This is a genomic window from Flectobacillus roseus (genome assembly GCF_030056595.1).
Lineage (GTDB): Bacteria > Bacteroidota > Bacteroidia > Cytophagales > Spirosomataceae > Flectobacillus > Flectobacillus roseus.
This window is the reverse complement of sequence record NZ_JASHIF010000009.1, coordinates 110,250-129,294: the sequence shown is the minus strand read 5'-3', so window position 1 is coordinate 129,294 and position 19,045 is coordinate 110,250. Positions and strand designations below refer to the sequence as shown.

14 protein-coding genes are annotated in these 19,045 nt (G+C 36.7%); 12 read left to right on the top strand and 2 right to left on the bottom strand.

Annotated elements, in window-relative coordinates; all coding sequences use genetic code 11:
• The first annotated feature begins 79 nt into the window (after nt 1-79).
• A complete protein-coding gene (locus QM524_RS11415) occupies nt 80-1,324 on the top strand; it encodes a tetratricopeptide repeat protein (RefSeq protein WP_283344684.1) in 1,245 nt (414 codons plus the stop codon).
• Between the two features lie 168 nt (nt 1,325-1,492).
• Here QM524_RS11415 and QM524_RS11410 read toward each other — a convergent pair whose 3' ends face one another.
• Entirely contained in the window at nt 1,493-2,341 is an 849-nt protein-coding gene (locus tag QM524_RS11410; protein ID WP_283344683.1) for a lysophospholipid acyltransferase family protein, read from the bottom strand.
• Between the two features lie 205 nt (nt 2,342-2,546).
• Here QM524_RS11410 and QM524_RS11405 point away from each other — a divergent pair, with 205 nt between their 5' ends.
• On the top strand, nt 2,547-3,155 hold the full coding sequence (locus tag QM524_RS11405) for a WbqC family protein (protein WP_283344682.1): 609 nt from the start codon (nt 2,547-2,549) through the stop codon (nt 3,153-3,155).
• 95 nt (nt 3,156-3,250) lie between these two features.
• Nucleotides 3,251-5,797, top strand: a complete 2,547-nt coding sequence (locus tag QM524_RS11400) for an ATP-dependent Clp protease ATP-binding subunit (protein ID WP_283344681.1) — start codon at nt 3,251-3,253, stop codon at nt 5,795-5,797.
• Nucleotides 5,798-6,237: 440 nt separating this feature from the next.
• Here QM524_RS11400 and QM524_RS11395 read toward each other — a convergent pair whose 3' ends face one another.
• On the bottom strand, nt 6,238-8,103 hold the full coding sequence (locus QM524_RS11395; RefSeq protein ID WP_283344680.1) for a WG repeat-containing protein: 1,866 nt from the start codon (nt 8,101-8,103) through the stop codon (nt 6,238-6,240).
• Nucleotides 8,104-8,532: 429 nt separating this feature from the next.
• Here QM524_RS11395 and fabG point away from each other — a divergent pair, with 429 nt between their 5' ends.
• The 9 genes from fabG (at nt 8,533) to QM524_RS11350 (ending at nt 18,944) form a co-directional block, all read left to right on the top strand.
• Entirely contained in the window at nt 8,533-9,279 is a 747-nt protein-coding gene (gene fabG, locus QM524_RS11390; protein WP_095162699.1) for a 3-oxoacyl-[acyl-carrier-protein] reductase, read from the top strand.
• Nucleotides 9,280-9,565: 286 nt separating this feature from the next.
• Nucleotides 9,566-11,650 (top strand): vWA domain-containing protein, encoded by a 2,085-nt coding sequence (locus QM524_RS11385; protein ID WP_283344679.1) that lies wholly within the window; start codon nt 9,566-9,568, stop codon nt 11,648-11,650.
• 560 nt (nt 11,651-12,210) lie between these two features.
• Nucleotides 12,211-13,614, top strand: coding sequence for a 3-isopropylmalate dehydratase large subunit (gene leuC, locus QM524_RS11380; protein ID WP_283344678.1), 1,404 nt, complete (start codon nt 12,211-12,213; stop codon nt 13,612-13,614).
• Nucleotides 13,615-13,683: 69 nt separating this feature from the next.
• Complete coding sequence (locus tag QM524_RS11375) at nt 13,684-14,046, top strand: four helix bundle protein (protein ID WP_283344677.1); 363 nt, start codon at nt 13,684-13,686, stop codon at nt 14,044-14,046.
• Nucleotides 14,047-14,098: 52 nt separating this feature from the next.
• On the top strand, nt 14,099-14,695 hold the full coding sequence (gene leuD, locus QM524_RS11370) for a 3-isopropylmalate dehydratase small subunit (RefSeq protein WP_166577021.1): 597 nt from the start codon (nt 14,099-14,101) through the stop codon (nt 14,693-14,695).
• Between the two features lie 117 nt (nt 14,696-14,812).
• Entirely contained in the window at nt 14,813-16,309 is a 1,497-nt protein-coding gene (locus tag QM524_RS11365; protein ID WP_283344676.1) for an alpha-isopropylmalate synthase regulatory domain-containing protein, read from the top strand.
• A 95-nt stretch (nt 16,310-16,404) separates the two neighbouring features.
• Nucleotides 16,405-16,776: a four helix bundle protein gene (locus tag QM524_RS11360; RefSeq protein ID WP_283344675.1), complete on the top strand. Its 372-nt coding sequence runs from the start codon at nt 16,405-16,407 to the stop codon at nt 16,774-16,776.
• Between the two features lie 84 nt (nt 16,777-16,860).
• On the top strand, nt 16,861-17,931 hold the full coding sequence (leuB, locus tag QM524_RS11355) for a 3-isopropylmalate dehydrogenase (RefSeq protein ID WP_095162714.1): 1,071 nt from the start codon (nt 16,861-16,863) through the stop codon (nt 17,929-17,931).
• A 128-nt stretch (nt 17,932-18,059) separates the two neighbouring features.
• Entirely contained in the window at nt 18,060-18,944 is an 885-nt protein-coding gene (locus QM524_RS11350) for a DUF2279 domain-containing protein (protein WP_283344674.1), read from the top strand.
• Nucleotides 18,945-19,045: the final 101 nt, after the last annotated feature.

Below are 19,045 nucleotides of genomic sequence, written 5' to 3'. Positions count from 1 at the left end.
TTATTTAGTTTTGTAATTAAAAATTTAGTTATAAATTCGAAGGGTAAATGTCATAACCCTTATTACCCTTCGAATTACTATGAAGAAACTCCTATTACTCCCTCTTTTTATTCTTCTATTTCATACCTTGACTATTGGTCAAAGTGGACAAAACTCTTGGCAAGAGTTGATTGCTAAAGGACAATATGCTAAGGCCATTCAGTTGTTATCGGCAAAAGAAGATACCCTTTCTCAAAATAATGTAATGACCTTGGCATTTTGTCATCAAAAATTAGGACACCTTCCGCAAGCCAAAAAGTACTATTTGCAGTTACTGGAAAAAAATCCCCAATCTCAAGAACTATTGATGAGCTTGGCTGGCATAGCAGACCGAGAATCAAATATCCCTCAAGCGCTGGGCTATTACCAAAAGCTTGTATCGCTCGATACTACCAATCATTTCTATCTGAAAGAAGTAGCAAGAAACCTTGTGAAACAAAGAAAAAATGAAGAAGGGATAGCTCTACTAGAAAAGGCTGTCAAATTAGATTCTTCTGATATTGATGCTTTGGCAGATATTTCTAATCTTTTATTGAATGAAACTCAAGAAAGTAAAGCGATTAATTACATCAAAAAAGGAATGGAATTGGATAGTAATTCTATTAAAATGAGACAATTGCGGGCTAGATATGCTTATCGTAATTTTGATTATGAACAAGTACGAAAAGATTTGAAGTACACCCTTTCAAAAGGTGATTCTTCCGTTTTGTATCAGCGATTATTGGCAACTTCCTATTTTTATTTGGATAGTCTGGCGCAGTCTATCTTTCTTTTTAATCGCTTGATAGAAAGGGGAGAGGATAACGAACTGGTTCGTGCAGGATTTGGATATGCTTTATTAGCGGCTAAAGATCAAAATATGATTATCAAAGGAACTCAAAATATGTTTACAGCAATTAAGCTTGGAACTTCAGAAAAGATTTCAGATTATCGTCTGGCTATTGCCGATGCTAACGTTCGATTGAAAGAGTATAACTGGGCAGCAAAAGAATACAAGCATATTATTGATACTTATCAACGTCCAAAGGCCATATTTAAACTAGCAGAACTTTATGAAAAGCATCTAAAGGATGCTGAATTAAGTAAAATCTATTACCAAGAATATGCTAGAACTTGTCAGCTAGAAAAGACTAAGAAGAATATAGATTGTGCTAATATCAATGTAGCCCTACAAAAACTCAATCTTGCGCCAGTCTCCAAAATCTATGCACAAGATGTAAAAGGGGTCAAAGCTGATTCATTAAGAATAGATACTGCAGATTCATTGCAAGTGGAGGATCATTAGTATCTCAGTGGCAAAGTGAACAGGCACAAAGGGACAAAGGGTATTTCATTTTAGTGGTATAGTGAACAGGTGTAAAGGTACAAAGTGTTTGTTATTTCAGTGATAAAGAAATAGGTGTAAAGGCACAAAGTGTACAATGTTTTCACATTGTGCCTTTGTGCCTGTTCACTACTTATTCACTCTTTTATGCTTAAACCTCCTATGCGACCAGAGCCAGTCAGATGGGTTTTCTTGGATTGATTTTTCTAGAGTTCTCGCATATATCTCCGTGATTTCCCCCAATTGATATTGATCATAAGGACGTTCTACCAACAACGAATAATTGATTACATACTTTCCACGACGCTTTCTTACTAATTCTCCATAAAGAATAGGATAGTTAAAACTACGAGCCATTTTTTCTGTACCCAAAAAGAAATCAGTTTCTTGATGTAAAAAAGTAGTCCAATAAGCCAAATCTGGTGTTTCGGCAGCTTGGTCAGAGATAATCCCCACAATACGAGGTTGCCCTTTCTTTTTCACCATTTCACGAAAAGTTTGCTTCATCGGAATGGGCGTAATATTAAAACGAGAACGAATGGTGTACATTAGTTTATCAAAAAACGGATTCGAAAGAGGTTTGTAAATAACATCTATGAGCACACCTGTCTGGGTAGTTCTAGGAGGTATAAGTTCCCAACAATTGATATGGCTCGACATAATTAGCATCACCTCATTATTACGTAAGCATTCATCAATCACATCTTGTCCATTGATCTCCACCATTTTCTCTAAGTCTTTTACCGAAATTGTGAGTAATTTTAGGGACTCAACAATCACATCGCAGAGGTTATGATAAAAATCTTTCGCTAGTTTTTGATGCTCTTTGGATGTTTTTTCAGGAAATGAATTTTGTATATTCATCAAAACAACCTTTTTCCTATACTTAATAATGTAAAAAGTTAGGAAAAATAGAAAATCTGAAAAACCGTACAAAAGTGGCATTGGAAGCCTAGAAAGCATTCTAAAAAACAACATATAAGAGATTTGATAAAAATCAGATTACTACTGAATTATGGTAGCGTAATTATTTTGGATAATACTCGAAATACTGAATATTTTAGAAACATAAATTCCAAATAAACATTGGTAAATTCTGCGAAAAAAGATTTTTTACATTAAAAAATCGGCAAAAAGTTGCTTAATATTTGAAAAATTACCCCAAATTCATTATTTTAGATAAATGATTATTGATTTACATTATCTGCCAAGCCTAGAGTATTTTGCTTGCATTTTGCAGCACGATACCGTTCAGATAGAGGCTTACGAGTATTACGAAAAGCAAAGTTACCGAAATCGTTGTAAAATACTTGCTTCAAATAAAATTGATGTTCTTTCTGTTCCAGTACAAAATGGAAACTCGAAAATTATCGTTAAGGACATTAAGGTCGAGTATCATCAAGATTGGGTACGTCGTCATTGGGGAGCTATTTATTCTGCTTACGGGAAAGCACCATTTTTTGAATACTATGCAGATTATTTTGCAAAAATATTTGAAAAGAAACCTGACTTTTTGTTCGATTTGAATATGGAGTTGCTGACAATTTGTCTTAAACTTTTGAAAGTCGAAAAAAAGATTATATTTACAGAAGAATACGAAAAAGTAGCTCAAAACGATTACAGAGGGCAAATACATCCGAAAAGGTCTTACAGCCAAAATAATATTTATGAGCCAGTAATGTATCGTCAGAATTTTGGCAGTGATTTTGAGCCTAATTTGTCAATCCTCGACTTATTATTTTGTCAGGGAAATCAAGCCAGAAAGATACTTGAGCAATCAACTCTCAAATGAACAAACTTGGCGAATTTAGTGTTATTTAGGTAGTTTGGAAGTCTCAGTTGTCATTGCTTTTAAACTATGAACCAGAAAAACAGAAACTCTTTCGCATGGAGGCAAAATTTTCAAACAGAGTTAAGGAGGTAATCTCTCTAGCCCGCGAAGAAGCGATCAGGTTAGGACATGATTACATAGGCACGGAACACCTCGTTTTGGGTATGATTCGTGAAGGCGAAGGAATTGCACTCGAATTAATCAAGAAGTGTGGGGTAAATCTCGAAGACCTACGTATTACCATCGAAAAAGCTACTCAAGGAGTGGCTCGCTCTAATTCCACCATTAAAAACAAACAGGATATCCCTTTGTCTCGTCAAGCAGAGAAAGTCCTTCGTGTGACTTACCTAGAAGCACGTATATTTAAAACGAATCTTGTTGGAACTGAGCACCTGTTGATGGCGATTCTCAGAGATGAGGACAACTTGGCTCGCCAAATTTTGGAAAAGTTCCAAATTAACTATGATATGATTAAGGACATGGTCGAATATCAATCTAACCCAAATATCAAATCGGGACCGTCTGATACAGATGATAACGATGATGACGCAAGATCTTTTGCGAGTGGCTCGGGCATGGGTAGTGGTGCAACGGCTAATAAGGGAGCAGAGAAATCTAAAACTCCAGTATTGGACAATTTCGGTCGTGACCTCACCAAAATTGCTGAAGCAGGAAAACTAGACCCAATTGTAGGTCGTGAAAAAGAAATCGAACGTGTAGCTCAAATCTTGTCTCGCCGTAAAAAGAACAATCCAATCTTGATTGGTGAGCCAGGAGTAGGTAAAACGGCTATCGCTGAAGGTTTGGCGCTTCGTATCGTTCAGAAAAAAGTATCTCGTGTGCTTTTTGGCAAACGTGTTGTTACTCTTGACTTGGCTTCTTTAGTGGCTGGCACAAAATACCGTGGTCAGTTCGAAGAGCGTATGAAAGCGGTAATGAACGAACTTGAAAAGTCTCCAGATGTAATCTTATTTATCGATGAGCTTCATACAATCGTTGGAGCTGGCGGTGCATCAGGTTCTTTGGATGCTTCAAATATGTTTAAGCCAGCTTTAGCTCGTGGCGATATCCAAGTTATCGGTGCAACTACTTTAGATGAATATCGTCAATATATCGAGAAAGACGGTGCCTTAGCTCGTCGTTTCCAAACTGTAATGGTTGATGCCACTACGGTAGAAGAAACTATCGAAATTTTGAATAACATCAAAGACAAATACGAAGATCACCACCATGTAACATACACTCCAGAAGCTATTGAACAAGCAGTGAAGTTGTCAGAGCGTTATATTTCTGACCGTTTCTTGCCAGACAAAGCAATCGATGTATTAGACGAAGTAGGTGCTCGCGTACATATCTCAAATATTACAGTACCTGATGATATTGTGCAGTTGGAAGGAGCTATCGAAAATATCAAGAAGGAGAAAAATGCGGTAGTTAAATCTCAAAAATACGAAGAGGCTGCTCAGTTGCGCGACCGTGAAAAACGTTTGTTGGAGCAATTAGACAAAGCAAAACGTGATTGGGAAGAAGACACCAAACGTCGTCGTTACACAGTTGCTGAAGAAAGTGTAGCAGAAGTAATTGCACAAATGACTGGTATTCCAGTAAGTCGTGTTGCTGCTACTGAAGGTCAGAAATTGTTGAACATGAACGAGGAATTGAAAGGTAAAGTTATCGGCCAAGACCAAGCGATTGTGAAGTTGGTGAAAGCTATCCAACGTACTCGTGTAGGTTTGAAAGATCCGAAAAAACCAATCGGTTCATTCATTTTCCTAGGACCTACAGGTGTTGGTAAAACTGAATTAGCGAAAGTCCTAGCTGGATATTTGTTCGATAAAGAAGACGCTCTTATTCGTATCGATATGAGTGAGTACATGGAGAAATTCAGTGTATCTCGCTTAATCGGAGCGCCTCCAGGATACGTTGGTTATGAAGAAGGTGGTCAATTGACTGAGAAAATCCGTCGTAAGCCTTATGCTGTTGTATTGTTAGATGAAATCGAAAAAGCTCACCCAGATGTATTCAACTTGTTGTTGCAAGTATTGGATGATGGTATCTTAACAGATGGTTTGGGTCGTAGAGTAGACTTCCGTAATACAATCATCATCATGACGTCAAATATTGGTGCTCGTGATTTAAAAGATTTCGGTACTGGTATTGGTTTCTCAACAAAATCTAAAGCAGATAGCTTAGACGAAACTGTAAAAGGAACTATCCAAAATGCTTTAAGAAAAGCATTCTCTCCAGAGTTCTTAAACCGTTTGGACGATGTAATCGTGTTCAATTCACTTGAGCGTGAACATATCCATTCAATTATTGATTTAATGTTGAAAAAATTGTTTACAAGAATTTCAGCATTGGGTTATACTGTGGAGTTGACCGAAAAGGCAAAAGATTTCATAGCAGAAAAAGGATACGACCAACAATATGGTGCTCGTCCTTTGAACCGTGCAATCCAGCGTTATTTGGAAGATCCTGTAGCTGAAGAAATTCTGAAAGGTGATTTAGCTGAAGGAGATGTTATCTTGGCTGATTATTCTGGTGAAGGAGATTCTCTAACACTGACTCGTACTTCTGCGGCAGCACCTGCAACAGAAGAATAAAATAAGTACACTATTTAAAAGAGAGCTTGGTGAAAACTAAGTTCTCTTTTTTGTTTATGGATGTAGCATAATGGAATATGACATAAAACATGAACCATCCCTAATTTAGCGATTGAGTGATTAAGTAAAAATTTGTATTCAATCAGTAGAGACACAATGATTGCGTCTTAAGTTATTCATATCTAGGGTAGTAGTATCAAAAAAGCGGTCGAAAACATATTTTTCGACCGCTTTTTTGATAAAAACTTCGAGAATAATCCCAATCTTGATAATTCGGGATGCCTCATGTTTGATGATACCATGCTAGATTTTAACTCAGCATAGGACTAAAAAATATATTCACATAATCACTCATTCTCTCAATCAGTCAATCACTAAATTCGGGGTGTCTCATGTTCAATTCCTTTGAATTTAGAGCAAAGAATCCTTTCAGATGGAGCTTATTCTTTATTGACTTTACTTCTTACTTCATCAAATTTTGCACAATTACTCAAACAGTCTCCTTGTTTATTGAGCTTAAATTTGTTTTGACTACTATCTGTCAGGTCATAGTTTCCTCCAGAATCTAAACTTACTGTGCTGAAGATACAAGGTGCTACTTTTGCATTAAATTTATTGATTAAACCCACTTGATTGACGCCTTTTGAAGCTACTGCTAATCCATTGCTAAATGGTTCTAAAGACTGATATTCTGGGTTCACTTGGATTTTTCCTTTGGCGTCTACATATCCGAATTTTCCTTCTGCATTTTGCACTAAGAAATAATCTTCTTTAGAAGGTGAAAATGATTTGAACTGACATTTGGTGATATACTTACCTGAAATATCTAAAGTCCCCCATAAACCATCTAGTTTAATAAATAGGATTTGTCCTTGAGCAGTTGTTTGAATACTTTCAAAAGGCTCTGGTGTGATTACCTTAAAGTCATCTTCTCTTACTAAAATTATCTTTGCATTTTTACCCTTATCTTCTGTTCTAAATGTCTTGATGACATTCATATTTTGCATGATAGAATCGGTAACAGCATAACTAATTTTCCCAGCGTCAGGGTATTTGGTAACTGGTTGTACTATAATGCCTCCATTGATATCGATTACTTTATCTGCTTTACAAGTTCCGATTTTACTCCCTTTGGCGTCTAAATTACAACTCACAATTTCTTTTACTACCAAAAGTCCTTTTTTGTTGATTTTTCCAACAGATTCATACATCAATGGAATAACTTCTTTGCCTTGTAGATTGATAAAACCAAATTTTACTCCTTTACCATCCACTACTTTACTAACAGGGATAAGGTCAAATTCACCTAAACTTCCGATAGAGTTAAATTGCGGATTAATAATAACCTGAAAATCTTTATTGATTATACCCAACAGATTATTATCGTCTTGCACAATTGCTAAACCTCTTGAGTCAAAGTCACTAATGGCCTTGAAAGGTTTACTTACCTTTAGATTTTGAGCGTTGAAAACCTGTTGTTTATTTTCTTCAATACCTTTGATAAAACCCTGAGAATCTGCGTCTGTTAGTATTCCGTATTCAGGTTTCAAAAGAATATCTCCGTTGATAGTTGCCACGCCAAACTTATCACCAATCTTTACTTTCATTAGGCCATCCTTGCCTATAGGCGCAATCAAATCAAAGGTAGGAACAGGGGGCTGTTTATCTCCCAATTTCATAATTCCCCATTTGTTATTCAATTTGACTGCTAGACTTGTGGGACTAATAATGGTCATTTCGTCATAAAACGGTGAAAGAAACGTTCCAGTTTTGTCAAAGGAATTATCAATAATCGAATATTTACCACTCGCTATTTTGACTAAGCTAAAACCATTAGACAGCGCTTTGGCTGAAACTACATTTTCAAAAATATCACTTTCGACACCATTGTTATCAACAAAAAACCAATTGTATTTTTTTACCAATGCTTTACCTAAGTTGAAAGGTTCTGCATCTTCATACTGTGCAGGTATATATTCTTCTCCACAAAGATTTACAAAGCCCCAGACTTGATCTTTTTTGATACGTGCCATTCCTTCTCGATAGTTTTCAACAAAACCATATCTTACATTGCTTCTTAGCTTGTTTAGGGGAAATGCCTCGATGCTTTTTCCGTCTAAATCTGTTGTTCTTTCGAGTGGAACTCCAGATTTGTTATTGAAGCACATGAGAGCGTTAGCATTTTTACCTCCATCCTTATTTTGTGCTTCGGTAGTTATGGCAAATAAGACCATAAGTACTGTGAAAAATATGGATAGTGGGTAAGTATTAAATCGTGAGTTTTGTGTTACAAAATAAGTTTTCATAAGAATGTCTTATACAAAAGCAAGGTATAAATTAAAAGTTTGTTAGATTAATGAATATAAAATCGCACACATTTCATGCCATTGTCCTAAAGAACAAGATTATTGTAGGCTACTTTATGTGCATCGAAGAAAATGCCGCAAATTTTTAATAAATGTTGGTGCGGTTTTAAAAGAGAATTGTTGAATACAATAGCTAAGTGAAGTGAACGGCGGTATCAGAAGTTCCAAAAATAATCTGTTTTACTAGATTTTACAATAAAAACCTCTTCAAAAGTAAACGAACCACTCAATGTAAAGTCACCTTATTCTCTTGATTTATTTTGTCATCTTAGTTGGTTCTGCTATTTTTGGGATTCAAAAAACTTGAATGCATCTGGCAATCTGACATTTGTCGGCAAACATTCATTTTCATTAAATTATTCAACAACAATGGGTTTACTAGAAAATAAAGTAGCTTTAGTAACTGGGGCTTCTAGAGGTATCGGACGAGCAATTGCTATTCGTTTTGCTCAAGAAGGAGCTCAAGTGGCTTTTACGTATTTGTCATCAGTAGAAAAAGGACAAGCTTTGGAAGCTGAATTGGCCGCTTTGGGTATCAAAGCGAAAGGATATCGTTCTGATGCTTCTGATTATCAGCAAGCAGAAGATTTGATGAATCAAGTTGTTGCCGACTTCGGTAAAATCGATGTTTTGGTAAACAATGCTGGTATCACAAAGGACGGTTTGTTGATGCGTATGACTGAAGAACAGTGGGATACTGTAATTCAAGTAAACTTGAAGTCGGTATTTAACTTGTCAAAAGCTGCTACAAAACCAATGATGAAAGCAAAGTCTGGTTCGATTATCAACCTTACTTCTGTAGTTGGTTTGCGTGGTAATGCTGGTCAAGCAAACTATGCTGCCTCTAAAGCTGGTATCATCGGCTTTACAAAATCAGTAGCTTTAGAATTAGGTTCTCGTAATATTCGTTCAAATGCAATTGCCCCAGGTTTTATCGAAACTGAAATGACGGGTGAGTTGAATGAAGCAGCTACTGAAGAATGGAAGAAATCAATTCCTTTGAAACGTGGAGGTCAGGCTGAAGAAGTGGCAGACGCTTGCGTATTCTTAGGCTCAGATATGTCTCGCTATATCACTGGTCAAGTATTGCAAGTTGATGGTGGTATGTTGACCTAGGAAATGCCAATTTCCTACTAAAAAAGCAATAGGTTTTCAAACTCGAAGATCTATTGCTTTTTTGTTTTTACCACATTTTAAAAGTATTCTTGCCTTAAATTGCCATTTGTCGGGCTGTAACTTTGCAAAATCTTCCTTTTTAGGTTATTTTGAGTAAAATATCAATTGTGGAACGTCGTTTGCTTGATAGACGTGTTACTTTTCCTATTCTTAAAAATGTGGTCAAATGACTGAGGCTCGTTGTTTGCTAACGGACATTGTGAGTTTTGCCTAGTACTTTGTTTCTATGAAATTCGACTTTTTATTTCAATCATCTCCTTGGTTTATTTTGCTCTGCTTGTTGGCAGGGGCGATTTACGCATTTGTTTTATACCAAATTTCTCCAACGCCTTGGAATAAATCTACCAATCGCCTACTAGCGGCTTGTCGCTTCGTTGGTGTAAGCTTAATTTGTTTACTACTCCTTAATTTCTTGATTCGTCAGGTAACCCAGTCTGTTCAAAAACGTACTTTGGTGCTGGCTATTGATAATTCTCAGTCTATGGGAGTTGCTAACAAGCAAACTTTGAATGGAGTACTTTCTCAACTAGAATCATTGAAAGAGAAGTTACAGGAAGAGGATTTTGAGATTTCTTGGGCAACGTTGGATGGACAAAATCCAGAAAAGGCAACAGATATTCAGTTTAATCAAAAAAGTACGAACCTTTCAAGTTTACTTTCTGGAATCAAAAATGCACAAGAGGGAAATAATCTTTCTGATGTGGTGCTATTATCTGATGGTATTGTTAACGAAGGTATCAATCCTAGTAGCGAAAAGTTTACTTTCACCGTGCATACGGTTGGGCTTGGCGATACTATTCCCAAAAAAGATATAGCAGTAAAATCAGTCTATGCCAATAAGATTGCTTACTTAGGAAATAAATTCCCTGTTCAGGCAGATATTAGTGCTTATGGTTTTCAAGGAAAAACAGTAAGTGTTTATCTAAAGCAAGGTGGAAAAGTTTTAGAAAAGCAAGTCATTAATTTTCAACAAAAAGATGATCTCAAAACAGTTACTTTCAATGCGCTAGCATCTCAAAAAGGAGTGCAGCATTTTGTGGTTCAGGTAGATGTGCTTGGTGGTGAGTTTAGTAGCAAAAACAATCAACAAGATGTCTATGTAGAGGTGATTGATGGAAAAGAAAAAGTTTTGTTGATGGCACTTTCTCCACATCCAGATATCAAGGCCATCAAAAGTATGTTGGATAAGAATGAAAATTTTGAAATAGATGTCAAAATTTTGACCGAAAATCCATTCCCAGATTTATCAAACAAAAACTATGATGTATTGATATTACATCAGTTGCCAGATTATTTCAATTCTTATTTAAATATCTATAAACCATTACTTGATAAAGGAATACCAACGTTGTTTGTGTTGGGAAACCAAACGGGAACAACGTATCTCAATCAGTTGAATCAAGTAATGCGTATCAATTCTCAAGCAGGTCAAACCGACAAAGTAACTGGATATTATAACGGCAATTTTAAATCGCTCAATTTTGAAGCTGAGTCTTTGGACTTAATCAAACAATTCCCACAGGTTTCGGTGCCTTTTGGTGATATTACACTTTTGCCAAATTCGGAAGTAATTCTTTATCAGAAAATAGGTTCATTGCAAACACAGAAGCCTTTATTTGCAATAAACTCTGGGCCTAAAAAATCTGCTATTTTTGCTGGAGAAGGTCTCTGGACTTGGCGTTTGGAAGAATTTGATTTGACCGAAAAGCAAGAATTAATAGATGATATATTCTTGAAAGTAGTACAGTTCCTTTCGGCCAAAGATGATAAACGAAAATTGAGAGTATATCCGATTTCAAATGAGTTTTTGTTAAGCGATAAAGTTGTTTTTGAAACAGAGATATACAATGGCATTTATGAAAAAATGTATAATATCCCTGTGGCACTCGAATTAAAAGATGAAAAGGGGCGTGTTAGAAAATATAACTATACACCATCTGCTGATAACTCTAAGTTTGAAATTAGTGCCTTGCCTGCGGGCGTGTATCAGTACAAAGCCAATGCGAGTGTGTTGGGTAAAAACGAACAAAGCACAGGTGAATTTATTGTAAAAGATTTACAGGTAGAATTAAGCAATACTACTGCAGATTTTGATTTGCTAAGACAATTATCAGCACAAACAGGAGGGAAGTTTTTATCAGCAAGTCAGCTTTCACAGCTTGAAAAGCAAATTTTAGCGCACAAAGCTCCAGAAAAAATTGAGGCCAACGAAGACCTTAAAGAGTTTATTAATCTCAAATGGGTATTCTTCTTAATTATTGCATTGCTCACTACCGAATGGGTTGTTAGGAAGTATATGGGCGGGTATTAGTTATTAATGTAGAATTGTGAGTTGTGAATTTTAAATTTTACTTAATACTATCTTGTATGTTTATTTGAGTGGAAAATATCTTCTGCGATATGATTAATTCATTAAGAAATATTTTCGAATAAATTAATTTTTGAATGATGGGTTTGTTTACAAATTCTTGAAAAAGAAGCTCTTAGTAAAGAGCTTCTTTTTTTGTTTAAGATTTTGAAAGATAGAGTTTTACCTTTGGCGATATTCAGGGATTTAAGTAATTATCAGTTATAAGTATTTTCACTTAAAATAAATAATTTTAGTCAAATAGATACATTTGGCCTAAAATCGCTATAGTTTGAACTCATGGCGTTATGAGTTATTGGATTATTTTGTGGTAATTTGTTGTGTGATTCAGAGAAATACCCAAATCTTATTTGGTTTTTTCTTTAAATTGCCATTGGTTCTTAGTTTTTGAAGAAAATTATCCTGATTTATATTTTGAAAATAGACTAAATCATGCGTTTTTCTACCTAAGACCTACCGATTATTCTCTATTTGTTACATATTATTTTTTTACAATAAAGTTTATGAGTAATTCAGCAAGTACCTTGTTCGACAAAGTGTGGGATGCACACGTTGTTCGCAAAATTGAAGATGGTCCAGACGTATTTTTGATTGACCGCCACTTCATTCACGAAGTAACTAGCCCAGTGGCATTTTTGGGTCTTGAAACGAGAGGCATTAGTGTGCTATATCCAGAAAGAACTTTCGCTACTGCTGACCATAACACGCCAACAATCAATCAACACTTGCCTGTAGAGGATCCACTTTCTGCTAATCAGTTGAAAGCTTTGGAGACAAACACAGCAAAGTATGGTATCTCTCACTGGGGATTAGGTAACCCTAAAAATGGTATTGTACACGTAGTAGGACCAGAAAATGGTATTACTCTTCCGGGTATGACTATCGTTTGTGGTGACTCTCATACGTCTACTCACGGTGCATTTGGTGCTATTGCATTTGGTATTGGTACTTCTGAAGTTGAGATGGTACTTTCTTCACAATGTATCATGCAGCCTAAGCCTAAGAAAATGCGTATCACTATCAATGGTACATTGGGTAAAGGTGTTACACCGAAAGACGTTGCTTTATTCATTATTTCGCAAATTACAGCTTCAGGTGCTACAGGATACTTTGTAGAATATGCTGGTGAGGTATTCGAAAATATGTCAATGGAAGGTCGTATGACTGTGTGTAACCTTTCTATCGAAATGGGTGCTCGTGGTGGTATGATTGCTCCAGACCAAACAACCTTCGATTATTTGGAAGGTCGTGAGTTAGCGCCAAAAGGCGAAGCTTGGGAAAAAGCTTTGGCTTACTGGAAAACTTTGAAGACTGACCAAGGTGCTACATTCGATCATGAATTGACTTACGAAGCTTCACAAATTGAGCCTCAAATTACTTACGGTACAAACCCAGGCTTGGGTACAGGTATCACACAAAAAATCCCTACTGCATCAGCAGTAAAAGACGGCGAAGCTTCTTATAAGAAGTCTTTGAATTATATGGGATTTGCTGAAAATGAGGAAATTATCGGCAAACAAGTTGATTACGTATTCTTAGGAAGCTGTACAAATGGTCGTATCGAAGACTTCCGTGCATTTGCTTCTATCGTAAAAGGACGTAAGAAAGCTGATAATATCACGGCATGGTTGGTGCCAGGCTCTCATATTGTAGAAGCACAAATTAAAGAAGAAGGTATCTTAGATATCTTGACAGAAGCAGGTTTCTTGTTGCGTCAACCAGGATGTTCAGCATGTTTGGCTATGAACGACGACAAAATCCCAGCTGGCAAATATGCAGTAAGTACTTCAAACCGTAACTTCGAAGGACGTCAAGGCCCAGGCTCACGCACACTATTGGCATCGCCATTAGTAGCCGCTGCCGCAGCAGTTACAGGTGTTGTTACTGACCCTAGAGAGCTATTGTAATTATAGCTTTCGGCTGTAGGCTTTCAGCAATCGGCAAATTTTCTACACTCTTTAAAACATCATAACCATATGAGGGACTTTAGAAAACTTCATATTTGGCGACAAGCACATGAGATTTGTTTATTGATTTACAAAGAAACTCAATTGTTTCCAATTGAAGAGAAATACGGAATAACTTCACAATTAAGAAGAGCCGCGGTTTCTGTTCCTAACAATATTGCTGAAGGTTGTGGTACAATCGGAGAAAAAGAATTTGCTAGATACCTGAAAATAGCCTATAGTTCAGCTTCGGAGGTTGATTATTTATTGTTATTATGTTCCGATTTAGGTTTTTTGCCTAAAGAAAAGCATGAACTATTATTTTCAAATCTCACATCGCTGAAAAAACAGATTTTTAGTTTTATTACAAAATTAAATGCTGAAAGGATTTAGATGTTGGCCTTCTACCGAAAGCCGACAGCCCATACCCGACAGCCCTCAAAAAATGGCCTACGATAAATTTCAAATATTAACTTCAACAGCAGTTCCGTTGCCATTGGAAAATGTGGATACGGATCAAATTATCCCTGCTCGCTTCTTGAAAGCGACTAAACGTGAAGGATTCGGAGATAACCTTTTCCGCGACTGGCGTTATAATGGTGACGACTCTCTTAAGCAAGATTTCGTTCTAAACAACCCAACTTACTCAGGTAAAATCTTAGTTGGTGGTCGTAACTTCGGTTCAGGTTCTAGCCGTGAACACGCTGCTTGGGCTATCTATGACTACGGTTTTCGTTGTGTAGTTTCTAGTTTTTTTGCAGATATCTTCAAAGGTAATGCCTTGAATATCGGTATCCTTCCAGTACAAGTTAGCCCAGAGTTTTTGGACAAAATCTTCCAAGCTATCGAAGCAGACCCTAAAGCAGAATTAGTTGTTGACCTTCCAGCTCAGACTATCTCGATTGCTGCCACTGGAGAAAGCGAAAGTTTTGCTATCAACGGTTACAAAAAACACAATATGCTGAACGGTTTTGATGACATCGATTATTTACAATCAATGAAAGAAGAAATCAAAACATTCGCAGAGAAGAGTTTGTACTAATATAGCACATGGCTTTCGGCCATCAGCTATCGGCATCAGCATTAAATTTTTTTGCTGAAAGCCTATAGCTGATGGCCGAAAGCTGTTAGCCATCAGCTAATGAGACATATCGAAATTATGGACACCACTCTCCGCGATGGAGAACAAACCAGTGGTGTATCTTTTTCCGCTCCCGAAAAACTGACAATTGCACAACTTCTGTTACAGGAAGTTAAAGTCGACAGAATTGAGATTGCTTCTGCTAGAGTATCCGAAGGCGAATTCCAAGCTGTAAAAAAAGTTACAGAATGGGCTTCCGAAAATGGATTTATCGATAAAGTAGAAGTATTGACATTTGTCGATGGCGAAACATCAGTAAATTGGATGCTGGAGGCAGGGGCTAAGGTAATGAATTTGCTTACCAAAGGTTCCCTCAATCACCTAACCCACCAACTCAAAAAAACACCTGAGCAACATTTTTCAGATATTGCTAAGGTTATCGAACTCGCTGGTTCAAAAGGTATTGATTGTAATGTTTATCTCGAAGACTGGAGTAACGGAATGCGTAATTCTCAGGAATACGTATTACAATATTTAGATTTTTTGACGAAACAACCTATCAAAAGAGTCCTTTTGCCTGATACCCTTGGGGTTTTGACACCAAGAGAAACCTTCGAGTATATCGATTTGTTGGTGAAGCGCTATCCAAATACGCATTTTGACTTTCATGCACACAACGATTACGATTTGAGTATCGCCAATGTGATGGAAGCCATCAAAGCGGGAGCTCATGGCTTGCATTTGACAGTGAATGGTATGGGCGAGCGAGCTGGCAACGCCCCTCTCTCGAGTGCTATTGCTATTATCAATGACTTTATGAAGGAGGAGGCTACAACTTCTGTTAATGAAAGTTCATTGTATACCATTAGTAAATTGGTTGAAACATTCTCTGGTTTCCGTATTCCTGTGAACAAGCCAATTACTGGAGAGAATGTATTTACGCAAACTGCGGGTATTCATGCAGATGGCGACAACAAAAAGAATCTTTACTTCAATGACTTGATGCCGGAACGTTTTGGTCGTCAACGTAAATATGCATTGGGTAAAACCTCAGGCAAAGCTAATATTGAGAAAAATCTTCAGGAGCTAGGTATTAAATTAGATGATGCCGATCTCAAGAAAATCACTCAACGTATTATTGAACTAGGCGATAGAAAAGAGGTGGTAACGCGTGAAGATTTACCATACATTATTTCCGACGTTCTTGATAGTAATACTATTGAAGAAAAAGTAATTGTCTTGAATTATGTATTGACACATTCTAAAAACCTTAAACCTTCTGCGACAGTTCAAGTACAAGTTCGTGAGAGAATTTATGAGGAAAGTGCTCAAGGAGATGGTCAATATGATGCTTTTATGAATGCCTTAAAAAAGATATACTGTCTCAAAGGTGTTTCATTGCCAAATCTTACCGATTATGCCGTTCGTATTCCTCCAGGTGGAAAAACCGACGCCCTTTGCGAAACTATCATTACATGGGATTACAATGGCAAAGAGTTTAAAACCAGAGGTCTAGATTCAGACCAAACTGTATCCGCAATCAAAGCGACACAGAAGATGTTGAATATAATTTAGTAAGGTTCAAAGTGATTGAGGTACAAAGGCACAAAGTGTGTTGAGTGCGTGGAGTACTATCAATAATATTCTTAAGTTAGCATTTATTCTACACTATGACACAAATAAAAAGTTTTAGGGATTTATTGATTTGGCAAAAATCTATGAATCTTGTAACTGACATTTACCTAGTTACGAGAAATTTTCCTCAGGCAGAAATGTTTGGACTGACTTCTCAATTACGTAGAGCTAGCATTTCTATTCCAAGTAATATAGCTGAAGGTTATGGACGAAATACTTCTAAGGATTATCTTCGATATTTGCAAATTGCACTTGGGTCTTTATACGAAATGCAAACTCAACTTGAGATAGCCAGTAACCTGCATTTTCTCGAGATTTTTGATTTTAATAAGATGATAAGTTTGTGCTTAGAAATAGAAAGAATGTTAACGAGCTTAATCGCAAAAATAAAAGCTAAAATAGCTTGATATATAAATTAAAATTAAAACTAAATAAAGGGATTATCCACTTTGTGCCTATGTGCCTTTGCGACTTTTCCCTATAATTATAAAATGAAAAAGCATATCTTAGTCGTTCCCGGTGATGGCATCGGACAAGAAGTTACCGCTGTAGGTAAAAAAGTATTAGAGAAAATCGCTGAGAAATTCGGTCATGAATTTACTTATGACGAAGCGCTTATCGGTCACGTTGCTATCGAAGCTACAGGAGAGCCACTTCCTGCTGAGACTTTGGAGAAAATGCGTGCTTCTGATGCAATCCTTTTTGGTGCTGTTGGTCACATCAAATATGATAACGATCCACATGCAAAAGTTCGTCCTGAACAAGGATTGTTGAAAATGCGTAAAGAGTTAGGATTGTATGCTAACTTACGTCCTATCAAATTGTTTGATGAGTTATTAGAAGCATCAAGCATCAAGCCTGAAATCTTGAAAGGCGCAGATATCTTGTTCTTCCGTGAGTTAACAGGTGACGTATATTTCGGTAAAAGAGAACGTATCGAAGACGGAAATACAGCGTATGATACGATGATTTATAGCAAATACGAAGTAGAACGTATTGCTCGCAAAGCATTCGAAGCAGCTATGACTCGTGGTAAAAAATTAATGTCAGTTGATAAAGCAAACGTGTTAGAATCTAGCCGTTTGTGGAGAGAAACTGTACAAGCAATTGCTCCAGAGTATCCAGAAGTAGAAGTAACACATCAATTTGTTGACTCTGCTGCGATGATGTTAATCAAAGATCCAAAGCAATTTGACGTAGTCGTAACAGGTAACTTGTTTGGTGACATCTTGACGGATGAAGCTTCTCAAATTGCTGGTTCAATGGGTATGTTGGCATCTGCTTCAGTAGGTGACAGTACAGGTGTATATGAGCCAATTCACGGATCTGCACACGATATTGCTGGAAAAGGCTTAGCTAACCCAATGGCTTCTGTATTGTCAGCAGCATTGTTGTTGGATATCTCTTTCGGCTTGAAAGAAGAAGCAAACGTAGTGATCAACGCAGTAGACCAAGTTCTAAAAGCTGGTTTCCGTACGGGTGACATTGCTACAAAAGATACTCCTAAAGATATGATTTTGGGAACAGATGCAATTGGAGAAGAAATTTTGAATAGAATCTAATTCTAATCAAACATAATCTTTCTAAAAAAGGGGCTGAGTAATCAGTCCCTTTTCTTTTTATAAAAGTTTACTGATTTGGGAGAAAACTAAAAATCCCTGTAGCTTTGTGCATTATTAATGTTGAAACCATGGTTTTTCGCTCTCTCAAATATTTGTTCATTACCTTCTTCCTAGGATATTATCCACTTTTTGCACAGTCGGATACGCTTCATCATCAAAGATTACGGAATTTAATTTTGGCTGAATCAGTTGCTTACACAGGAGCAATTGCAGGACTAAGTTCGGCTTGGTATGGTGAAAAAGCACAAGGCTTTCGCTTTTTTGACGATAATTCAGAATGGCTTCAAATTGATAAATTAGGGCATTTTTATACCAATTATCATTTGACCAGAGTGAACTCTCAAGCCTTCAGATGGGCGGGCTTATCTCAGCAAAAAGCCGCGTTATGGGCTGGGATTTCTAGTTTAACTTTTATGACAACCATCGAAATATTGGATGGTACTCAGCCAGATTATGGCTTTTCTTGGGGCGATATGGCAGCAAATATCCTTGGACCAAGTCTTTATGTCGGGCAGCAATATTTGTGGGGCGAAACCCGAATACAGCCCAAGTGGTCATTTCATAATACCAGTCTTGCTAGTCAAAATCCTAAACTTTTGGGAAAATCCGCAAATGAACAATGGCTCAAAGATTACAACGGACAAACCTACTGGTTTTCTGGAAATATCAGTAGTTTTTTACCAAAACAAAATAAATTTCCAAAATGGCTTAACTTGGCTGTAGGGTATGGTATTCAAGATATGGTCAATGCAGAAGTCGCTAAGAGTCAGCAAAATGGGTTTTTTCCATACCGACAATATTATCTCGCAGTAGATTTTGATTTGAGTCATATAAAAACAAAATCTAAATTCTTAAAAGGTCTTTTATTTCTTGTAGACCAAATCAAAATTCCTGCTCCAACGCTTGAGTTTAGTGCTAAAAAAGGGATGATTTTTCATCCTATCTATTTTTAGCATGAACCAATATTTTAGAAATAGGATTTAAGAGAAAATAACATTTCGTTACCCAAATTGTCTGTAATATTGTATAAAAATAGGTAGCTGAGCTATCATTC

Excerpts from the sequence above, each read along its gene's own strand:
- QM524_RS11400 (WP_283344681.1), top strand. The coding sequence starts at position 3,251 with ATGGAGGCAAAATTTTCAAACAGAGTTAAGGAGGTAATCTCTCTAGCC.
- QM524_RS11410 (WP_283344683.1), bottom strand. The coding sequence starts at position 2,341 with ATGTTGTTTTTTAGAATGCTTTCTAGGCTTCCAATGCCACTTTTGTAC.
- QM524_RS11405 (WP_283344682.1), top strand. The coding sequence starts at position 2,547 with ATGATTATTGATTTACATTATCTGCCAAGCCTAGAGTATTTTGCTTGC.
- QM524_RS11360 (WP_283344675.1), top strand. The coding sequence starts at position 16,405 with ATGACACAAATAAAAAGTTTTAGGGATTTATTGATTTGGCAAAAATCT.
- QM524_RS11385 (WP_283344679.1), top strand. The coding sequence starts at position 9,566 with ATGAAATTCGACTTTTTATTTCAATCATCTCCTTGGTTTATTTTGCTC.
- QM524_RS11350 (WP_283344674.1), top strand. The coding sequence starts at position 18,060 with ATGGTTTTTCGCTCTCTCAAATATTTGTTCATTACCTTCTTCCTAGGA.
- QM524_RS11395 (WP_283344680.1), bottom strand. The coding sequence starts at position 8,103 with ATGAAAACTTATTTTGTAACACAAAACTCACGATTTAATACTTACCCA.
- QM524_RS11375 (WP_283344677.1), top strand. The coding sequence starts at position 13,684 with ATGAGGGACTTTAGAAAACTTCATATTTGGCGACAAGCACATGAGATT.
- leuC (WP_283344678.1), top strand. The coding sequence starts at position 12,211 with ATGAGTAATTCAGCAAGTACCTTGTTCGACAAAGTGTGGGATGCACAC.
- QM524_RS11365 (WP_283344676.1), top strand. The coding sequence starts at position 14,813 with ATGGACACCACTCTCCGCGATGGAGAACAAACCAGTGGTGTATCTTTT.
- leuD (WP_166577021.1), top strand. The coding sequence starts at position 14,099 with ATGGCCTACGATAAATTTCAAATATTAACTTCAACAGCAGTTCCGTTG.
- leuB (WP_095162714.1), top strand. The coding sequence starts at position 16,861 with ATGAAAAAGCATATCTTAGTCGTTCCCGGTGATGGCATCGGACAAGAA.
- fabG (WP_095162699.1), top strand. The coding sequence starts at position 8,533 with ATGGGTTTACTAGAAAATAAAGTAGCTTTAGTAACTGGGGCTTCTAGA.
- QM524_RS11415 (WP_283344684.1), top strand. The coding sequence starts at position 80 with ATGAAGAAACTCCTATTACTCCCTCTTTTTATTCTTCTATTTCATACC.